Consider the following 18,314-nt stretch of genomic DNA (forward strand, 5'->3'; position numbering starts at 1 on the left):
CATGAAAAATATTCTTCTACTCATTGCAATATTATTTTTTCATCAAATTACTGCTCAAAATTATAGCTTAAACAAAGAAGTTCAATCGATAAATTGGACCGGAAAGGCTGCATTTGATGCGTATTCACTTACTGGAACTATTAATACACAACAAGGTTCTGTATTAGTAAAAGGAGATACCATAGTTCAAATGAGCATTGTTATTGATATGAAAAGCCTTGATCATGACTATAAAGATTTAAAAGGTCACTTAAGAGGAAAAGACTTTTTTGAAATTAAAAAGTACAGTCAAGCAAAATTTGTTTTAACAAGACCTTCAATTATTAAAAATGGTAAGGTAAGCTTAACCGGAAACCTTACGATTAAAAACATTACGAAAGAAGAGACATTTACAGCAGGTATCTTAAAAAAAGAAAAAAATACCATTGAAATAGCCCCTATAATGAATATTAACAGAACTAGTTACGGTGTAGAATACAATTCACCTACAATATTTCAAAGTTTAAAAAAGAATGCTATCGCAGATGATTTTGAGCTTAATGGTAAGCTTATTTTTAAAACGATTAATTAGTCTTATTTCTAGATTCAAAATCCAATATAATTCCTTCAGAAATCCATTTTGCTAAAGCTTGTCGGTTATCTGAATCTAAAATGCGTTTTTGATCCTTTTTACTTCTGATATTTCCTATTTCAATATAAGCCATAGCTGGTATTGTGTTCTTAACCATATAAAGGTTACTGCGATCTTCAAAAGTACCCTGGTAGCCTCTATTTGGTTGAAAAAGAGCATACTTTTTTTCAAATGTTTGATGAATACTCTCAGCTAAACGTCTTCCATTTTGACTGCGTTCATGGTAATAGAAGAATACATCAATATTCGTTCCTTTACTTCGGCTATCAACATGTGTGACAAGTAGCCTTTGGTATTTTCCAAAGTTTTTATGATATAATTTATTAACGGCCTCTGTTCTTTGTTTTAAACGCGATAACTGATTTAATGGAATCTCAAGATTTGGATAAACAATTTCATCAGTATCTAAATCTAAAACCCTTTGATCTCGTATTCCGTCGTTTTTATCTTGTACAATTAAAACTACTTTTCCACCATGTGATTTTAACTCTCTGGCTAAACGCAGCGTTACATCGTAAGCATACTCATCTTCAGCTATTAATTTACCATTGAAATTCTCTACCGCTCCTGGATCGGGCCCTCCATGACCAGAAACTAGGTAATAAACTGCTCCTTCTAGTCGATTACTTAGCGAGTCAATCTTAGTGAAATCTGTCCCAAATATTTCATTTTCAGGGTCCTTAATAATCTCAACTTTCTTTAACTCTCGAATTAAAATTGTATCAGGTAAAATATACTTTTCACCAACTTTTAAAAACTCTTCTGTTGTAAGTAAGTCTTTATTTATCAGGACAAACTCATTGTAGAATTTTGACGGGCTTAAACCATGCTTTCTAAGTAATGAGTAAATCCCATCACCTTGTTGAGCAGTAACAACATTCAAAGTATCTTGAGCTGAAGTGGTTGCTATAAAAAGGATAAATAAGCCATGTAAAAAATACCTCAAGATTGATAAATTAGAAAAGCGACTATTCCTCTAAATTTAATTCAGCATAGTCATTCAACATTCCTTTTCTTATCCAAGTAGCAAAGGTTTTTTTATCTGAATATATAGAGAAACTTTCTTGTTTTACTTTTTTAATTCCTGTAGATATATCAATCACTGATATTGCTGGTAAGGCATTTTTAGCAAGAAAAAGGTCATTACCATCTTCAAAAATTCCTGAAAGGTTTTCAATACTACCTTTGCGAGATGTGCTGTTACCAATTATAGATTGAATATGTTCCGCAAACTTCTGCCCTTCTTCACTTTTGCCATGATGAGATATAGTCACATTTAATCTTTTGTTTGTAATTTCTTCTTTAGATCTTACAATTAACAACCGTTGATACTTACCATGGTGTTTTAAATAACGTTTATTTACAATACCTGCATATTCTTGAAACCTGAATTTTTCATTTTCGCTGGTTGCAACTGAATCTGATTTAATAATATATACTTGTGCTCCATTGACCAAAAAACTATAAGCTAATTCAGAAACAATCGTAGAACAATAACTGCTCTTTGATGTCTTTTCTTCAGCAACTAAATAGTAAACAGCATTACTTAAATTATCGGATTTTAGACTAATCTTATTTAATTCTTCATCATAAAGTGCTTTTTCGGCACCATCACTTACATTAACTATTCTTCCTTTTTCAATAAATGAATCTGAGGCTGTAGGTATTTTATAAATTCTGCCTAAATGAAGTTCACTTCCATTCTTAATATTTGCTTCATTTAAGGATATAAATGCCGCATAGTATTTAGAAGGGTTTAATCCTTCTTTTCTAAGAATCGAAAAAATACCATCTCCTTTTTTTGCAACAACTGTGCGCAAAAAATCTTGTGATGTGGCACTACAATAAATAAGTAATGCAAAAAGTAAAACAAAGAATCGTTTCATAATAATGGTCTAGTGTGCCTTACAAAGGTTACTAAAAATACTGCCCAATACCAAAAACAATTCCTTTTGAGGCTTTTTTTGTTACACCATGTCCATAATCTATTCTAAAAATAGCATTGAAAATTCGTTTGTGTATGAATCTAATACCAACACCTGGGTAAACTCTTAAATTTTGATCATCAGTAAAATCACCAAAATCACCACCCGGGTTACGCCAACTTCCTCCATCAATAAAAATATTGCTCTGTAGAACGAACCAATCTTTATCAATAATCGTATGTCGATACTCTGTATTCAGCACAATTGCGGCTGTACCTCTATCAATTAAATTTCCTACCCCTCTTATGTTAAGGTTATTATCAACCGCAAAAGGTGCAAAAGGAGTATCCAAATTACTGGAAATACCCAAACGAAGACGATTGGCCCAATTTCCTTTTTTACCTACTCTTAAAAAGAATAAGAAATCATTAAAACCAATGGTAAAATCAGGTAAAGTCTGATCTTTACTGCGAACCAATTGCAAATTCAAAGTGCTTCTAAAACCAGATAAATAGTGATAGTAATATTCCAAGCCATTGAAATCATAAATAAATTTATAGAGATATTTATCTACATTAAGATTTTGAGGAACATTGGGATCAGTAACCCCAGATAAATAAGAATAGTCTTCAGTAAAAAAACTCAATCCCAATTCAAAGCGATTTCTATAATTTGGTTCATACAAACCCATTATTTCAATAGACTCATTATTGTATCGGTATTCGGCTGTGCCATTCTCTAAAAAAACAGGTTCTTGAGTGGTTAAATCTTGATAGTTTATGGCTATGCCTAATTTATTTGAAAACAAATAAGGAGCCCTAATATTTACACCATAGGAATTGAAAATATCATATTGGTAAAAACCTCCAATAATGATATTACGGCCTAAAAAATTAAACTCTTGCAGACCTACCCTAAAAGCAAATTCATCATTATTTGAAGTGTACACATTTGCAAACGGAATTACGGTAAAGTTCTCTTCAATACCATAGTATATATTGTATTCCGTTTCATTGTTCGCTTTGAATACTTGAAAGTAGGCGTGCGCAATAGCCGGGAGTCTTTTTAACCTAATAATATCTTTTTCAATAAGAGTTGAATCTAACTCAGAACCAGGTTTAACTCTAATGATTCGTTTTAAAAAATTAGTATTCGTTTTTTTATTTCCTTGAATTTTCACATCGGCGACTGTGGCCTGTGAATAAACTGCTATTGAAAACAATAAAAAAAGAATGCAGATAAAATTTCTAACTACAGTTTTCAACTTTTTTGATTAAATATAATAATTGCAAGTTACTGAACTTCAAATGTGATCTCAGAAAATAAATTCACCCAATTGTCTTCACTAACTGCCATTAGTGTAAAACCATAATTAGAGTCTATTTCCAAGGCCGGAGGTTCAGTTTCTGTTATGTTTAAAACAACATTGTCTAAATTATAATATTGGAACATCTTTTCAAATGTGTAAGTGCCTGACAATAAATTTCCATTTTCATCTGAAACTACATGAAAGTAAATTTTAGAATCGTCGGCTATTCCATCTTGCCAAGTGAAAACTGGCATGAAAGAATTCGCATCAACTGTTATATTATCGGATAGATATTCCGTGGGTTTTGTATTTTGTTTTAGTCGAATAGGATTCGATAGATGGATTATTCCTTCTTCTTCAAATGTAACAATGACCCATTTCTCTTGTTGAGGAGTAATCTCATATTTTAAGAGATATCCGTTGAAAACATCAATAAGTTCACCTTCGCCTTTTAAATAATTAGAAAAATTATTTTTATCAGTTTCTAGAGAAACTGTTTCGTAAAAACTAATATTATTTACTCCTTCTCTTGGATATAAAAAAACACTGATAGTATTAAGATTTTCATTACTTGCTGCACAGGCAATTACATTATCTATTACAAATTCTCTATTGATTAAAGTTGTGTCTAAGGTAGTATCTGTCAATGGTTCACTATCATCAGAATCACATGATACGACTAAACAGAAGAAAAGAAGATACAACAGGAAATACTTTTTCCTTATCATTGGCGAAAATCTTGTTACCTAATAGTCGCCATAATTGTTCCTAATTACATCTTCTGCAGGTTTATTTTGTGGTGTGAAACGATTATCATCAATTCCCCCCGATTTTTCATAGTGGATAAACCATTTCCAAATAAAACCTCCTGCAAACCAACCTTCTTTCCAGAACTCATCAAATACAACTTGTGTCGCGTCAGCTTGAGCTGTAAGGTTTACTTCCATTTCTCCTCGATCTACTAACCAAGGCTTTTTACCTGTATAATCCATACTTCGGTAACCAAATTCAGTAAAAAGGATAGGTTTTCCCTCTTTTTTAGAAATATTCTTGAGTTGAATCTTCCATTTTTGCCAGCCTTCACTCATCTGAGTTTTGGTAGGGTTTTTTGCATCTGAAATCGGAAAATAAGCATCTACTCCAATATAATCCAATTCTGCCCAAAAAGATGTTCTAGTGTATTCATCCCAATTCGCGGCATAGGTCAGTTTTCCTGTATAAACAGTCTTTACTTTTGCGATTAGTTTTATCCAAAATTCTGGTCGGTTCTTCACAAATTCCTTTAACTCTGTTCCTATACAATATATTTCTGCATTAACTTCTTGGGCAAGTTCCGCATAGGTTAGAATAAAATCTTCATAGGTCTTTTCAAGTTCTTGCCATGATTCTTCTGTCTCCATTTGTATATCACCTGTAAACTCTCCTTTCCAAACCCAAATTTGTGGTTTAATCATTACCTTGATACCATTCTTATGAAGCAGCTCTGAGTACTGTTTTGCGCCAGAGCGGGTTTCACCAAACCACTGTCTATCTGTATTAAAAACAACATTTGATGCAGTTAAATTTCGAATAAAACCAAAAGGCATTACTGCAGCGTAATTAGCTTTAACATTAAGTACAGGATTTATATGAGCTTGGGTGACTTTGTCACGTGAGGCCACAAAGCTTATTCCATTTATTTTTTCAGCTATTTGACTATTGCAAGAAAATTGAAGCAGGCATAAAAAAAGAAGCCTTAATACTTTCATAGTTAAAAGTTAAGGCTTCTAAAATACTTGTTTTGTTTACTATAGACTAAAAAACAGCTCGCAAACCTATGTTAAAAGTTTCACCTAGACCTGTATTTTCTCCTCTAACAAAGTTGGTGTAGAGTATCTCAAGGTTTAATTCATTTGTTAGTTGATATTTAGCTCCTCCTCCTAAAGCGGTAAAATTTTGAGTAAAATCATTACCCAAATCTAATCGCTGAGAGTGTTGTGCTAATCCTAAAACAGTGAATTTAGAGCTCGGAAAATAACTTAAAAATACTCCAGGAGTAAGATTTAAACTATTATTAGCAAAACTTTTTTCTTTGTCTCCAAAATTTAATTCAGAATTTAATTCGGTAAACAATTGCCATTTCTTTCCAGGGAAAGTATAGTCATAAAAAAATCTATTCTGCCATGTAAAACCATTTTGATCTAAAAAAACTCCATTGTCGTCATTCTCGCTACTTACAAGAGGAATTGAAAATGCACTTAATATAGAAAAATTACCCACATTTTTAAATGGAACAAACTTAATTGCAGGAGCAATAGAAGTTAACCCAGAGGTTGTTCTGCGCTCATTACTGCCATCTTCCAAAATAAAATCCCTGCCATTCGCTCGATACTCAACTATCGCTCCCACATTTACTCTTTTACTTTCAGATACCCCCGTAAAGGCCTCTAAAGTTGAAGTAAAAAAGTTTTGTCGAATACCGTCATCTGAAGCAAAGGTACTTTCATTTTGAGTGTATAAATTATTAAATAATTTCAAATCCCACTGACCCTGGTCAATCAATTTTGATGGTGTTAGGTTTTGAATAACACTTCCTCCATCACTAGTGTCGTCTTGTGCAATAATATTCAGAGTAGACAAAAAAAGTCCGACCAATAGAATATGGTTTCTTAAATTTTTCATTGTAGTTATTTTAAAATATTATTTTTATTTGGTTTCATTCAAAGCCCAGTCATATTCGTAGTAACTAACCTTAGCTTTAGAGTCAATTTTTTCCTTTCTAAATTGATTAACATAATCAATCTGACTTTTTCCATCTTTAGTGAAATCGGCTTTATACCATTCAAAAAGTTGAGATAGTTGCACCTTTTTACCTTTTACTCTAATAAAGTTGGGGTCATTCAATGCAAGTTCTGTTTGTGTTTGCAATTGATGGTCTAGTGTTTCGGGCAAATATGCCTTATTAATAATAGGCGGACAGCCTAATCCGGCGCAAACTAATACAAAATGAAATCTCGCTTCATCAGGAAAGTTGCCTCGTAATACCTTATGCTCAATTTCATTAAGAGTAATATTTTCACCTCCTATTTGATAAGTAATCTCATCAAAAAAGCCCTTTTTATTCAATGGCGATTTAATCGGGTAGTTATCAACTATTCCTTTTATAACAGCAAGATTATAAGCATTAATCCAAAAGGATTGATAAATCTTTGCATCCTCTTTTAAAACCGAAATATCATTTGCTAAACTAATTAGTTGATTTAGGCTAGTGGGGTTTTCTTTAATTGTTTTGTAATCTACCTTTCCGTCTTCAATATGAGTATTAAAAAACATGTTAGTCTCTTTAAAAAAATCTGAGGTCGTCTGTGCTTTGCTTAACTCGACCAAAAAGAAAAGAAGCACTAAGGTTAGTGTGGTTCTATTTTTCATTTCAATTATTTAATTGATTAAAATCTGAGGCATAAGTCGTAGCTATTTTCAACAACCTACAAAGCCAATAATTTTTTAAGAATTTTTTAAGATTATATATATCAACACATTAGCCGTTCGTAATATGGTAATAAACCTTACAATATCATGAGGTATTTAAATTCTTTCTAAATTAATTTCTTGTGTTAAGTTCATACCTTTAAAAACGACACAATTGACAACTAATAAAAAACCAATGGAGAACATTGTTATCATCGGTAACGGTATTGCAGGTATTTCAGCTGCAAGACATATCCGAAAACTATCTAACAAAAGAATTATTATTGTTTCAGCCGAAACTGATTACTTCTTCTCAAGAACAGCGTTAATGTATGTATATATGGGTCATATGAAATTTGACCATATACAACCTTATGAAAACTGGTTTTGGGAGAAAAACAAAATCGAACTCGTTCGTGCTTTTGTAAATAAGGTTGATACTACAAACAAACAACTATTACTTGATGGTTCAAGAGCTTTAAAATATGACAAGTTGATTATTGCTACTGGTTCAAAACCTAATAAGTTTGGTTGGCCAGGGCAAGATTTACATGGTGTTCAAGGACTATATTCCAAACAAGACTTAGATCTTTTAGAAGTTAATGCTCCTAACAAGGAGGTTTGTAAACGAGCTGTTATCGTTGGTGGTGGTCTTATTGGAATAGAGCTTGCTGAAATGCTTAGAAGCAGAGATATTCCAGTAACATTTTTAGTTAGAGAAAGTAGTTTTTGGAATGGAGTACTACCGGAAGGTGAATCACAACTCATTAACGAACATATTAAAGAACATCATATTGATTTACGATTAAGCACTAATCTTAAAGAAATAAAAGCTGATGAAAATGGTAGGGTCAAATCTATTATCATTCAAGAAACAGGCGAAGAACTATTATGCGACATGGTCGGACTTACTGCTGGCGTAACTCCGAACATAGATTTTCTAAAAGATTCTGGTATTGAATTGGGTCGTGGCATCAAAGTAAACCGTCACTTAGAAACCAATGTAAAAGATGTGTATGCTATTGGAGATTGCGCCGAACAACATGAAGCCATTGGAAATAGACGACCAATTGAAGCTGTTTGGTACACGGGTCGCATGATGGGTGAGACTGTTGCCCAAACCATTTGCGGGAATAAATTAGAATATAAACCTGGGCATTGGTTTAATTCAGCTAAGTTTCTTGATATAGAATATCAAACATATGGCTGGGTATTTGGAGCTCGCGGCAAAAAAGATTACGAAAAGCAATTCCATTGGCGACATGCGACTGAAAAAATTTGTATTACGGCGTCTTTTCATAAAGATTCTAAACAATTTTTAGGCATAAATACTTTTGGGATTCGAATGCGGCATGAAATTTTTGATAAATGGCTAAATGAAGAAAGAGATATAGATTATATCATGGAACATTTGATTGATGCCAATTTTGATCCAGAATTTTACAAGCATTATGAACAAGAGATTGTATCTAAATATAATACCGAATTCAGCAAATCAATAGCAACTAAAAAGAAAAGCTTTAAAAGAATATTCAACCTAACCAATTAATTCATTGTCATTCTCTTATAGAATGATCAGGATTTTTGAACCTTAAAAATATGAGCACTTACGATAGAAGTATGGCCTTAACAGGGCAACCACCAGCAACATTAAGCAGAAATCAAAAAGTAGCAACTCTAATTGGACTCTTTGGATTAGCGATAATCTTACTCGCAGCTTTTAATGTTGACTTTCCTAACAAAACTTTGTGGCTTAGCATATCATTAGCCGCTATATCAGCAGGTACTATTTGGTTTGCTTGGGATATGTATTCAAATAAAGAACCTGGCATTAAAAATGACGGCGTTTGGTTTAAATCCATATCAAGTAAAGGTTTTTGGGGATGGGTTGCTGGCATTGCATTAACTGGTTTTTATATCATACTATATTTTTATCCTGAATATTTAGGCTTGGTAGCTAAAGGTGATAATAAAGGTGTAATTGGTCTTTTTGATCCTTTAAGTAGAGCTTTAAGTGGTAACCCTGCGAGTCAGTGGTTCGTATATGGAACGCTCTATACTGTTGCAATTTTAGCATTTGGAATAAAGTTTCTTTGGAAGTATCGTCACAATCGTTATGAAAGAATAAGAACCATGAGTGTTATGTTCTTTCAAACTGCTTTTGCCTTTATTATTCCTGAACTAATGGCGAGACTAAACGGAAGCTCAGTTTTAAATGGTGGTAGTTTGCCATATTATGATTTAAAAAATATGTGGCCTTTGAACTATTATAATTTTGAGGGTTACCGAATCAAAGCATTTTTAAGTTCAGGAGATATTGGCTTTGGTCTTTTGGTTTTCGGAATCGTTACGGTTTTTGTGATAAGCCCTATACTTACTTATAAGTATGGTAAACGCTGGTATTGTTCTTGGGTTTGCGGTTGCGGTGGTTTGGCAGAAACTGCTGGTGATTCATTTAGACAGTTAAGTGACAAAACAGTCAAGGCATGGAAAATAGAACGCTGGGTCGTTCATAGTGTTGTGGTTTTTGTAACCCTGATGACCACGGCAGTTGTGTATTCTTATTTGGGCAATGACACGAGTAAATACTGGTTAACAAAAAGTACTTTTTTAATAAGTGTCGCAGCTTTTTTAACTACTGTGTTTGCCTTAGTTATGATTTTTAAAAGGGAACAGCTTCAAAAGGATGCTAAATATGGAGCGATAGGCTATTTGGTAATCATTTTAGCACTAATTGGAATGCACTTTTTCAGCGGAGAAGGCAACGTTTTTCTTTTTAAATCAGAAACACTTCGTAAATCATATTCCTTTTTAATAGGAAGTATTTTTTCTGGGGTTATTGGAACTGGGTTCTACCCTATTTTTGGAAATCGTGTTTGGTGTCGCTTTGGCTGTCCAATGGCAGCAATTCTTGGATTTCAGCAACGTCTGTTTTCAAAATTCAGAATTACTACAAATGGTGGGCAATGTATCTCATGTGGCAACTGTTCCACTTACTGTGAAATGGGAATTGACGTTCGTGCCTATGCTCAAAAAGGTGAGAATATTGTGCGCTCTAGTTGCGTTGGTTGTGGTATCTGTTCTGCTGTTTGTCCTCGTGGAGTCTTAAAGTTAGAGAACGGACCTTTAGAAGGTCGTATTGATAGCAACCAGGTTTTATTGGGTAATGATGTTGATTTAATGACATTAGTGAATAAAAAGTAAAATGCTTATTCGAGTTAGCTTATTTTTTTTATTTGCCTTGATGACATCAACTAAGGTATATCATCGCCAATATCATAGTAATGGTAAAACAAAATCTCAAGGCTGGATTATTGAAAAATCAAAAGAAGATTTTTGGAAATTCTATCATTTTAATGGGTCATTAAAAAAACAAGGGCATTATAAGATGAATGAAGAAAAGGGCTATTGGCACTTTTATTCTGAAGACGGAAAACTAGAAATGGAGGGGCATTTTAATCAAGGTAAGAAAGTAAAATGGTGGCTTTTTTATGATGAAAATGGAAGTATTAACCATAAATGTCAATTAAAAGACGGAGTTAAAAATGGCTATTGTCTAAAATATACCGACCAAGAACTCAAATCTGCTGAAAAATATAAAAACGGAAAGAAGATAAAAGAATGGTTTAGCTTTGGCAGCTTTAAAAAAGAAAACAAACTTTCTGATCTCAAATGAGTCCGATTATTAAAGTTATCATTCCCGCGTTTAATGAAGCCGATTCCATCGTTCATGTGATTAACGAAATCCCAAGCTCAGTTAACGAGATTATTGTTGTTAATAATAATTCATCAGATAACACTGTCTTAAATGCTGAAAATGCAGGTGCTACAGTGCTTACTGAAAATAGAAAAGGTTATGGCTATGCTTGTCTAAAAGGTATGGCTTATATCGACAAACAGTCCAAACTACCGGATATTGTCGTATTTATTGATGGAGACTATTCAGATTATCCAGAAGAGTTAGATAAGGTAGTAGCTCCAATTATAAATCAGAATATGGATTTGGTCATTGGTTCAAGGACAAAAGAATTACGTGAAGCAGGCTCCATGACATTTCCACAAATTTTTGGTAACGCTCTTGCAACATTTTTAATGAAACTTTTCTTTGGGGCAAATTTTACGGATTTAGGACCTTTTAGGGCTATTAAATACGAAAAACTCAAAAAATTGGAGATGGAAGACAAGACTTATGGGTGGACGGTTGAAATGCAGTTAAAAGCATTGCGAAAAAAAATGGCATATACCGAAGTACCAGTACGTTACAAGAAAAGAATTGGTGTCTCAAAAGTATCTGGTACCGTAAAAGGTGCTATATTTGCAGGCGTTAAAATATTAGGTTGGATATTCAAATACAGCATTAAATAATATGGGACTTACAATTGCTTACATCATTATCGCTATTTATAGTTTCGCATTAATTCTGATATTCTGCTATAGCCTAGCTCAGCTAAATTTATTGGTCAATTATTTGAGTAATAAAAAACAAAATGACGAAGCACCTAAATTCAATCTTTTAGACCCACGCGAAATTCCGCATGTCACTATTCAATTGCCTATTTATAATGAAGAGTATGTAATGGATCGTCTTTTAGAGAACATTGCTAAAATTGAATATCCTGCTAGTAAATTAGAAATTCAAGTCTTAGATGATTCTACTGATGATACGGTTATAGACACCGCAAGACAAGTAAAGGAATTACAAGCAAAAGGTTTAGACATTCAACATATCACCAGAACGAATCGTCAAGGTTTTAAAGCTGGCGCATTAAAAGAAGGCTTAGAAATAGCTAAAGGAGAATTTGTTGCTATTTTTGATGCTGATTTTTTACCAGAAAGTGATTGGTTAAAAAAAACAGTTCCTTATTTCAAAGATGCTGAGATTGGTGTAGTTCAAACGCGATGGGGGCATATTAATCGTGATTTTAATTCTTTGACTAGAATACAAGCCTTCGCCTTAGATGCTCATTTTACCTTAGAGCAGGTTGGTCGTAATTCAAAGGGGCATTTTATCAATTTTAATGGTACTGCCGGTATTTGGAGAAAAGAATGCATTATTGATGCTGGAAACTGGGAAGGTGATACACTAACCGAGGATCTTGATTTAAGTTATCGTGCACAATTAAAAAATTGGAAGTTTAAATATTTAGAAGATGTTGAGACTCCGGCAGAGCTTCCTGTTGTGATGAGTGCCGCTAGATCACAACAATTTCGTTGGAATAAAGGTGGTGCTGAAAATTTTAGAAAGACTGTTTCAAGTGTTGTAAAATCTAAGAACATAGATTTTAAGACCAAATTTCATGGAGTAATGCATTTATTGAATAGCTCTATGTTTTTATGTGTTTTTGTCGTTGCTTTATTAAGTATTCCAATGTTGTATATTAAGAATACTTATGGACATTTAGAGTGGGTGTTTGAAGTAACTAGTTTCTTTATTGTTAGTACCATTATTCTTTTCTTTTGTTATTGGTATACCTACAAAAGTATTCAAGGTAGTGGGTTTGATAAATTCATTGATTACATTAAACTTTTCTTTACATTTTTCTCAGTTGCTCTAGGGCTTTCTTTGCACAACTCTATCGCAGTTATGGAAGGGCATTTAGGCAAGCGCAGTGAATTCGTAAGAACACCCAAATTCAACATTAACAACATTACTGATAGTTGGAAAGGCAACAAATATTTAGCAACCAAGTTATCTCCAAACATGATTATTGAGTTTGGTTTAATGCTTTACTTCCTATTCGGAATGTATAGCGCTATACCTTTAAATGATTACGGATTGTTTCCATTTCATTTAATGTTATTCTTAGGTTTTGGCTTTGTATTTTTTAAGTCCCTCACGGCAAAGGCGTAATCATGCTTACTTTTTGGAAAGTACACAAAATCTCAATTCTTCTGGTTTTGGGAAGTTTGATGTTTTATAAAGTTTTTGCTTACGACCTTCAACGGGATGATTTTACCAAATTAATCACCCTTTTTGCAGCACTATTTTTCTTTTGTTTTCAACTAATCAAGTTCGAAAAATGGAATTTTAAATTTCTGCTTGTTACAGGTCTTCTTTTTAGATTAGTATTCCTTATTGCAGAACCAAATTTATCACAAGATTTTTATCGTTTTATCTGGGATGGAGAACTAATCAAAAATGGGATTAATCCATATTTGTATACTCCAAATACTTTAATTGAAAAATCAGATTTAACCATTGCCAATGCGCAACAGCTTTACGATGGTATGGGTTCTCTAAGTGCTAGGCATTATAGCAACTACCCTCCCTTAAATCAAATCATATTTACAATCTCCAGCTTTTTAAGTGGAGGAAGTATATTAGGTTCTTTGATAGTGATGCGAATTACCACAATTCTAGCTGATATAGGTATCTTATATTTTGGACGAAAATTATTGCAAAACTTAGGACGTTCAAACCATCTTGCTTTCTGGTTTTTTTTAAATCCTCTAGTAATAATTGAGCTAACAGGTAATTTGCATTTTGAAGGAGTCATGCTTTTCTTCTTTGTTTGGGCTATTTATTTAATATCCACGAATAAATGGAAACAAGCAGCGCCAATTTATGCCTTCTCCATTTTGTTAAAGCTAGTTCCAATTCTGTTTTTGCCGCTCTTTTTAAAACATTTAGGATTAAAAAAAAGCACACTGTTCTATAGTTTGATTGGTATAACCTGTATTGCTTTTTTACTTCCATTTTATTCCTCAGAATTCATTGCTAACTATTCTAAAACGGTTGGACTTTGGTTTTCAAATTTCGAGTTCAATGCATCTGTTTATAATTTGGTTAAAAAAATTGGGGTTTTGTATTTTGAAGCTAAACCTTGGGAATTAGTCAAATCTTATGGCAGTCTTATTCCAAAAGTGATTATCACATTGGCGTTATTACTTACTTTTTTTAGAAAAAATCAGAACATAAAAACACTCATGAATTCCATGCTTATTTTACTTTCTAGCTACTATTTTTTATCTAGCACAGTGCATCCATGGTATATTATTTTTCTATTGATTTTAGGTATTTTAACTAATTATCGCTTCCCTATAGTTTGGTGTTTATTAGTAATTTTAAGTTATTATGCATACACAAACCCTGGCTTTAAAGAAAACTTATGGTTGCTAACCATTGAATATTGTTTGGTTTTAGGCTACCTCGGATTCGAAGTTTTTAAAAATCGTAACATAATGTCAAGCTTTCGTAAAAAATTTAACCTAAACTAGCCGCTTTCAATTTAATTTGTACATTTACTCCGTAATGAATGATAAAAATTACATATTTAATGATACAGGTATCCAGAACCCTGTTCGTCCCTTCGCTTTCCGTCGTCGCCCGTAAGGGTGCATCATTTCTATGGGAATAGGTGAGTCCATTCCCGCAAGTTCCACAAAATTTATTCAAATTATTACTTAAAAAAACATAGCAATGGAAATCATTGTTGCTAACGAATCACATTTTAAATACGCACAAATCATAAGCGATACCATCACAGATTCTGCCAAGGTTCGCGGTACTGGTATTGCGCGTAGAACCCCTGAATACATTATTAAAAGATTAGAAAATGGGAATGCCGTGATTGCCTTAGAAGGCGACAAATTTGCCGGGTTTTGTTATATCGAAGTTTGGGGAAATAAGGGCTTTGTTGCGAACTCAGGGTTAATTGTTCACCCAGATTTTCGCAATCAAGGCCTTGCTAAGAAAATTAAGAAACGGATTTTTGAGTTGTCAAGAGAAAAATTTCCAAAAGCCAAAATATTTGGAATTACAACAGGTCTTCCTGTCATGAAAATGAATTATGAATTAGGCTATAAACCTGTAACCTTCTCTGAACTCACAGATGATCCTGAATTTTGGAAGGGATGTCAAACTTGTAAAAATTTTGATATCCTGACTAGAACCGAACGAAACATGTGCCTTTGCACGGGAATGTTGTATGACCCTTCAACTAAAATAAAAGAGAAAGAAAAATTAAACAGTAAAGCGTTTCAAAGATTGAAAAGCATAAAAGAAAGCCTGTTTCTAAAGAAAAAAACAAAATGAAAAAACTAGTATTAGCATATAGTGGCGGATTAGATACATCTTATTGTGCCAAATATCTTTCAAAAGAAGAAGGATATGAAGTTCATGCTGTAAGCGTAAATACCGGTGGATTCTCATCTGATGAGATAAAAACCATCAATGACAAAGCTATTGCTCTTGGTGCCTCTAGTTATACATCCATTGATTCAGTTCAAATTTTTTACAATAAAGTAGTTAAGTTTTTGATATTTGGTAATGTTTTACGGAATAATACCTATCCTCTTTCGGTTAGTGCAGAGCGAATTATTCAAGCTGTGGAAATTGTCAATCATGCAAAAAAAGTTGGTGCAAAATATATTGCTCATGGAAGTACTGGCGCAGGAAATGACCAAGTGCGTTTTGATCTAATTTTCCAAACGCTTGCACCCGAGATTGAGATTATCACACCAATTAGGGACAATAAATTATCTCGAGAATCTGAAATAACGTATTTGAAAGAAAACGGTGTAGATTACTCTTGGGAAAAAGCAAAATATTCTATTAATAAAGGCCTTTGGGGCACTTCAGTCGGTGGTGATGAAACATTGACATCTAATCTACCCTTACCAGATGCTGCTTACCCAAGCCAGTTAAAAGAAAAAGAGCCAACACAAGTAAAACTAACTTTTAGTAAAGGCGAGTTGGTTGCCATTAATGGGGAAAAGAACAGTCCTGTTTCTAACATTGAAAAGTTGGAAGCTATGGCGTCCAAATATGCTATTGGAAGAGATATTCATGTGGGAGATACCATTATCGGAATTAAAGGAAGAGTAGGTTTTGAAGCCGCCGCTCCTTTAATAATTATCAAAGCCCATCATTTGTTGGAAAAACACACTTTGAGCAAATGGCAGCAATATCAAAAAGAACAGCAAGGCAATTTTTACGGAATGCTTTTGCATGAGGGTAATTATTTAGATGAGGTAATGAGAAATATTGAAGCCTTTTTGACGGATACCCAAAAAAATGTTTCTGGAGATGTTTTTGTGAGTTTATATCCTTTTCAGTTTAGATTGGATGGAATTACATCACCTCATGATTTAATGAATGCGTCTTTTGGTAGTTATGGAGAAATGAATAAAGGTTGGTCAGCTGATGAGGCCAAAGGGTTCATAAAGATTCTATCCAACCCAGGTAAAATCGCTAACCATGTAAATCAAAATCATGATTAAAGCAGGTATTATTGGTGGCTCTGGATATACAGGCGGAGAGCTTATAAGACTTTTGATAAATCATTCTCAAGTCGAAATTGACTTTGTCTTTAGTACTACAAGAGTCGGAAAAAAATTATCATCAGCCCATCCAGATTTATTAGGGCAAACAGAACTAGAATTCACAGGAAAAGTAAATTTAAAAGTTGAAGTGGTTTTCCTTTGCCTTGGACACGGAAATTCTTCTAAATTTTTAGCAGAAAATTCGTTTTCAAATACAACGAAGATTATAGATTTAAGTAATGATTTTAGACTAAAAGCAGATTCTAACTTTGAAGAAAAACAGTTTATTTATGGCCTACCAGAATTATTCAAAAATTCTATTTCCGATGCGCAATACATTGCTAATCCTGGTTGTTTTGCGACGGCAATTGAGTTGGCTTTATTACCATTAGCAAAGAAAGGGCTCTTACACAACGATATTCATGTTAATGCAGTAACAGGTAGTACAGGTGCAGGAATAAAACCATCTGATACCACCCATTTCAGTTGGCGAAACAACAATGTAAGTTGGTACAAGCCTTTTACACATCAGCATTTAAGTGAAATTAACGAAAGTCTAACAGCTTTTGACAATGAAATAGGAAGATTAAATTTTCTACCAAACAGAGGTAATTTTCCAAGAGGTATACTGGCCACTGCATACACCGAATTTCAAGGAAGTATAAAAGAAGCCAAAGCACTATATCAAAAATATTACGAGAATGCTGTATTCACTCATATTTCTCATGAACCTATTCACCTAAAACAGGTCGTTAATACGAATAATTGTCATATTCATTTACACAAGCATGAAAATTTATTACTGGTTACTTCTGCAATAGACAACTTATTAAAAGGAGCATCAGGGCAAGCTGTACAGAATATGAATTTGATATTTAGATTAAATGAGGGTGAAGGGTTACAATTAAAAGCAGGGGTTTTTTAAAAAGAAAAGCAGAACAATGAAAATAGCGATAATAGGAGCTGGTAATTTAGGATTAGCAATTGCAAAAGGAATTTTACACAGCAATGGGGCAACATCAATGTACCTTACCAAAAGAAATACGGCAGAAATTTCAACATTTGAAAAGTATGGAAATGTAACCGTTACGACTGATAATGCGGAAGCTGTGAAAAATTCGGATATTCTAATTTTTGCTGTTCAACCTGGTCATTTTGAAGCTATTCTTAATGATGTTAAAGATTTATTGAGTGAAAAACATGTTCTAATTAGTACCATAACAGGTTTCGGAATTCAAAAAATTGAAACCGTAATTGGAACTGATAAATATATCATTAGAAGTATGCCCAATACAGCAATTTCTGTTGGTAAGTCAATGACTTGTATTTGTAGTAATGATTTGGGTAAAAAACGAATTGATTTAGCTAAAGCAATTTTTAACAGAATGGGGCATTCTATAGAAATTCCTGAAGAACAAATGCAAGCAGCGACAGTTATTTGCGCTAGCGGTATTGCATTTTGGATGCGTTTAATACGTGCTACTACCCAAGGGGCAATTCAACTAGGTTTTGATGCAAAAGAAGCACAAGAACTAGCTATGCATACTTGTAATGGTGCGGCAAGCCTATTAATTGAGTCGGGTAATCATCCTGAAGAAGAGATAGACCGTGTGACTACACCTAAAGGTTGTACTATTTCTGGTTTAAACGAAATGGAACATCAGGGTCTAAGCTCCTCATTAATAAGAGGTATTGTTACCTCATTTGAAAAAATAAGTGATATAAGAAAAGGATAATT

18 protein-coding genes are annotated in these 18,314 nt (G+C 33.4%); 11 read left to right on the forward strand and 7 right to left on the reverse strand.

Annotated elements, in window-relative coordinates:
• Window position 1: 1 nt before the first annotated feature.
• Window positions 2-571: a YceI family protein gene (locus RM542_RS00370; protein ID WP_311383715.1), complete on the forward strand. Its 570-nt coding sequence runs from the start codon at window positions 2-4 to the stop codon at window positions 569-571.
• Here the strand turns inward: RM542_RS00370 and RM542_RS00375 are convergent.
• From RM542_RS00375 to RM542_RS00405, 7 genes are read right to left on the reverse strand one after another with little or no spacing between them, the layout of a single operon-like run.
• Window positions 564-1,577: an N-acetylmuramoyl-L-alanine amidase gene (locus RM542_RS00375; RefSeq protein ID WP_311383716.1), complete on the reverse strand. Its 1,014-nt coding sequence runs from the start codon at window positions 1,575-1,577 to the stop codon at window positions 564-566. The two genes, RM542_RS00370 and RM542_RS00375, sit on opposite strands and share 8 nt — an antisense overlap.
• A gap of 22 nt (window positions 1,578-1,599) precedes the next feature.
• Complete coding sequence (locus tag RM542_RS00380) at window positions 1,600-2,517, reverse strand: hypothetical protein (protein ID WP_311383717.1); 918 nt, start codon at window positions 2,515-2,517, stop codon at window positions 1,600-1,602.
• Window positions 2,518-2,548: 31 nt separating this feature from the next.
• Entirely contained in the window at window positions 2,549-3,820 is a 1,272-nt protein-coding gene (locus RM542_RS00385) for a POTRA domain-containing protein (protein WP_311383718.1), read from the reverse strand.
• Between the two features lie 29 nt (window positions 3,821-3,849).
• Entirely contained in the window at window positions 3,850-4,593 is a 744-nt protein-coding gene (locus RM542_RS00390) for a hypothetical protein (RefSeq protein ID WP_311383719.1), read from the reverse strand.
• Between the two features lie 18 nt (window positions 4,594-4,611).
• The gene (locus RM542_RS00395) at window positions 4,612-5,613 is read right to left on the reverse strand and encodes a glycoside hydrolase family 113 (RefSeq protein WP_311383720.1); all 1,002 of its coding nucleotides are present in this window, start codon (window positions 5,611-5,613) and stop codon (window positions 4,612-4,614) included.
• 46 nt (window positions 5,614-5,659) lie between these two features.
• Window positions 5,660-6,526, reverse strand: coding sequence for a hypothetical protein (locus RM542_RS00400; RefSeq protein WP_311383721.1), 867 nt, complete (start codon window positions 6,524-6,526; stop codon window positions 5,660-5,662).
• A 24-nt stretch (window positions 6,527-6,550) separates the two neighbouring features.
• Window positions 6,551-7,273, reverse strand: coding sequence for a DUF547 domain-containing protein (locus tag RM542_RS00405; RefSeq protein WP_311383722.1), 723 nt, complete (start codon window positions 7,271-7,273; stop codon window positions 6,551-6,553).
• A 235-nt stretch (window positions 7,274-7,508) separates the two neighbouring features.
• Between RM542_RS00405 and RM542_RS00410 the strand changes: the two genes are divergently transcribed.
• From RM542_RS00410 to proC, 10 genes are all read left to right on the forward strand, one after another.
• Window positions 7,509-8,861, forward strand: a complete 1,353-nt coding sequence (locus RM542_RS00410; protein WP_311383723.1) for an FAD/NAD(P)-binding oxidoreductase — start codon at window positions 7,509-7,511, stop codon at window positions 8,859-8,861.
• Window positions 8,862-8,911: 50 nt separating this feature from the next.
• A complete protein-coding gene (locus RM542_RS00415; RefSeq protein WP_311383724.1) occupies window positions 8,912-10,516 on the forward strand; it encodes a 4Fe-4S dicluster domain-containing protein in 1,605 nt (534 codons plus the stop codon).
• A 40-nt stretch (window positions 10,517-10,556) separates the two neighbouring features.
• On the forward strand, window positions 10,557-10,988 hold the full coding sequence (locus RM542_RS00420) for a hypothetical protein (RefSeq protein ID WP_311383725.1): 432 nt from the start codon (window positions 10,557-10,559) through the stop codon (window positions 10,986-10,988).
• Entirely contained in the window at window positions 10,985-11,677 is a 693-nt protein-coding gene (locus tag RM542_RS00425; RefSeq protein ID WP_311383726.1) for a glycosyltransferase family 2 protein, read from the forward strand. The genes RM542_RS00420 and RM542_RS00425 overlap by 4 nt, the downstream gene beginning before the upstream one ends.
• Before the next feature lies 1 nt (window position 11,678).
• Complete coding sequence (locus RM542_RS00430; protein ID WP_311383727.1) at window positions 11,679-13,163, forward strand: glycosyltransferase family 2 protein; 1,485 nt, start codon at window positions 11,679-11,681, stop codon at window positions 13,161-13,163.
• A 2-nt stretch (window positions 13,164-13,165) separates the two neighbouring features.
• Window positions 13,166-14,530 carry a mannosyltransferase gene (locus tag RM542_RS00435; protein ID WP_311383728.1) on the forward strand — a complete coding sequence of 455 codons (1,365 nt, stop codon included), beginning with the start codon at window positions 13,166-13,168 and terminating at the stop codon, window positions 14,528-14,530.
• Window positions 14,531-14,732: 202 nt separating this feature from the next.
• Window positions 14,733-15,347, forward strand: coding sequence for a GNAT family N-acetyltransferase (locus RM542_RS00440; protein WP_311383729.1), 615 nt, complete (start codon window positions 14,733-14,735; stop codon window positions 15,345-15,347).
• Window positions 15,344-16,534 (forward strand): argininosuccinate synthase domain-containing protein, encoded by a 1,191-nt coding sequence (locus RM542_RS00445; protein WP_311383730.1) that lies wholly within the window; start codon window positions 15,344-15,346, stop codon window positions 16,532-16,534. Before RM542_RS00440 ends, RM542_RS00445 begins: the two co-directional genes overlap by 4 nt.
• Complete coding sequence (argC, locus tag RM542_RS00450) at window positions 16,527-17,501, forward strand: N-acetyl-gamma-glutamyl-phosphate reductase (RefSeq protein ID WP_311383731.1); 975 nt, start codon at window positions 16,527-16,529, stop codon at window positions 17,499-17,501. Before RM542_RS00445 ends, argC begins: the two co-directional genes overlap by 8 nt.
• Before the next feature lie 16 nt (window positions 17,502-17,517).
• A complete protein-coding gene (gene proC, locus RM542_RS00455) occupies window positions 17,518-18,312 on the forward strand; it encodes a pyrroline-5-carboxylate reductase (RefSeq protein WP_311383732.1) in 795 nt (264 codons plus the stop codon).
• Window positions 18,313-18,314 lie beyond the last annotated feature (2 nt).

The organism is Croceitalea sp. P059 (assembly GCF_031846365.1).
Classification (GTDB): domain Bacteria; phylum Bacteroidota; class Bacteroidia; order Flavobacteriales; family Flavobacteriaceae; genus Croceitalea; species Croceitalea vernalis.

Bases quoted from the DNA above. Each gene is read 5' to 3' on its own strand.
- proC (WP_311383732.1), top strand. From the start codon at position 17,518: ATGAAAATAGCGATAATAGGAGCTGGTAATTTAGGATTAGCAATTGCA.
- RM542_RS00445 (WP_311383730.1), top strand. From the start codon at position 15,344: ATGAAAAAACTAGTATTAGCATATAGTGGCGGATTAGATACATCTTAT.
- RM542_RS00420 (WP_311383725.1), top strand. From the start codon at position 10,557: ATGACATCAACTAAGGTATATCATCGCCAATATCATAGTAATGGTAAA.
- RM542_RS00425 (WP_311383726.1), top strand. From the start codon at position 10,985: ATGAGTCCGATTATTAAAGTTATCATTCCCGCGTTTAATGAAGCCGAT.
- RM542_RS00435 (WP_311383728.1), top strand. From the start codon at position 13,166: ATGCTTACTTTTTGGAAAGTACACAAAATCTCAATTCTTCTGGTTTTG.
- RM542_RS00370 (WP_311383715.1), top strand. From the start codon at position 2: ATGAAAAATATTCTTCTACTCATTGCAATATTATTTTTTCATCAAATT.
- RM542_RS00415 (WP_311383724.1), top strand. From the start codon at position 8,912: ATGAGCACTTACGATAGAAGTATGGCCTTAACAGGGCAACCACCAGCA.
- argC (WP_311383731.1), top strand. From the start codon at position 16,527: ATGATTAAAGCAGGTATTATTGGTGGCTCTGGATATACAGGCGGAGAG.
- RM542_RS00400 (WP_311383721.1), bottom strand. From the start codon at position 6,526: ATGAAAAATTTAAGAAACCATATTCTATTGGTCGGACTTTTTTTGTCT.
- RM542_RS00390 (WP_311383719.1), bottom strand. From the start codon at position 4,593: ATGATAAGGAAAAAGTATTTCCTGTTGTATCTTCTTTTCTTCTGTTTA.
- RM542_RS00405 (WP_311383722.1), bottom strand. From the start codon at position 7,273: ATGAAAAATAGAACCACACTAACCTTAGTGCTTCTTTTCTTTTTGGTC.
- RM542_RS00380 (WP_311383717.1), bottom strand. From the start codon at position 2,517: ATGAAACGATTCTTTGTTTTACTTTTTGCATTACTTATTTATTGTAGT.
- RM542_RS00430 (WP_311383727.1), top strand. From the start codon at position 11,679: ATGGGACTTACAATTGCTTACATCATTATCGCTATTTATAGTTTCGCA.
- RM542_RS00410 (WP_311383723.1), top strand. From the start codon at position 7,509: ATGGAGAACATTGTTATCATCGGTAACGGTATTGCAGGTATTTCAGCT.
- RM542_RS00440 (WP_311383729.1), top strand. From the start codon at position 14,733: ATGGAAATCATTGTTGCTAACGAATCACATTTTAAATACGCACAAATC.
- RM542_RS00395 (WP_311383720.1), bottom strand. From the start codon at position 5,613: ATGAAAGTATTAAGGCTTCTTTTTTTATGCCTGCTTCAATTTTCTTGC.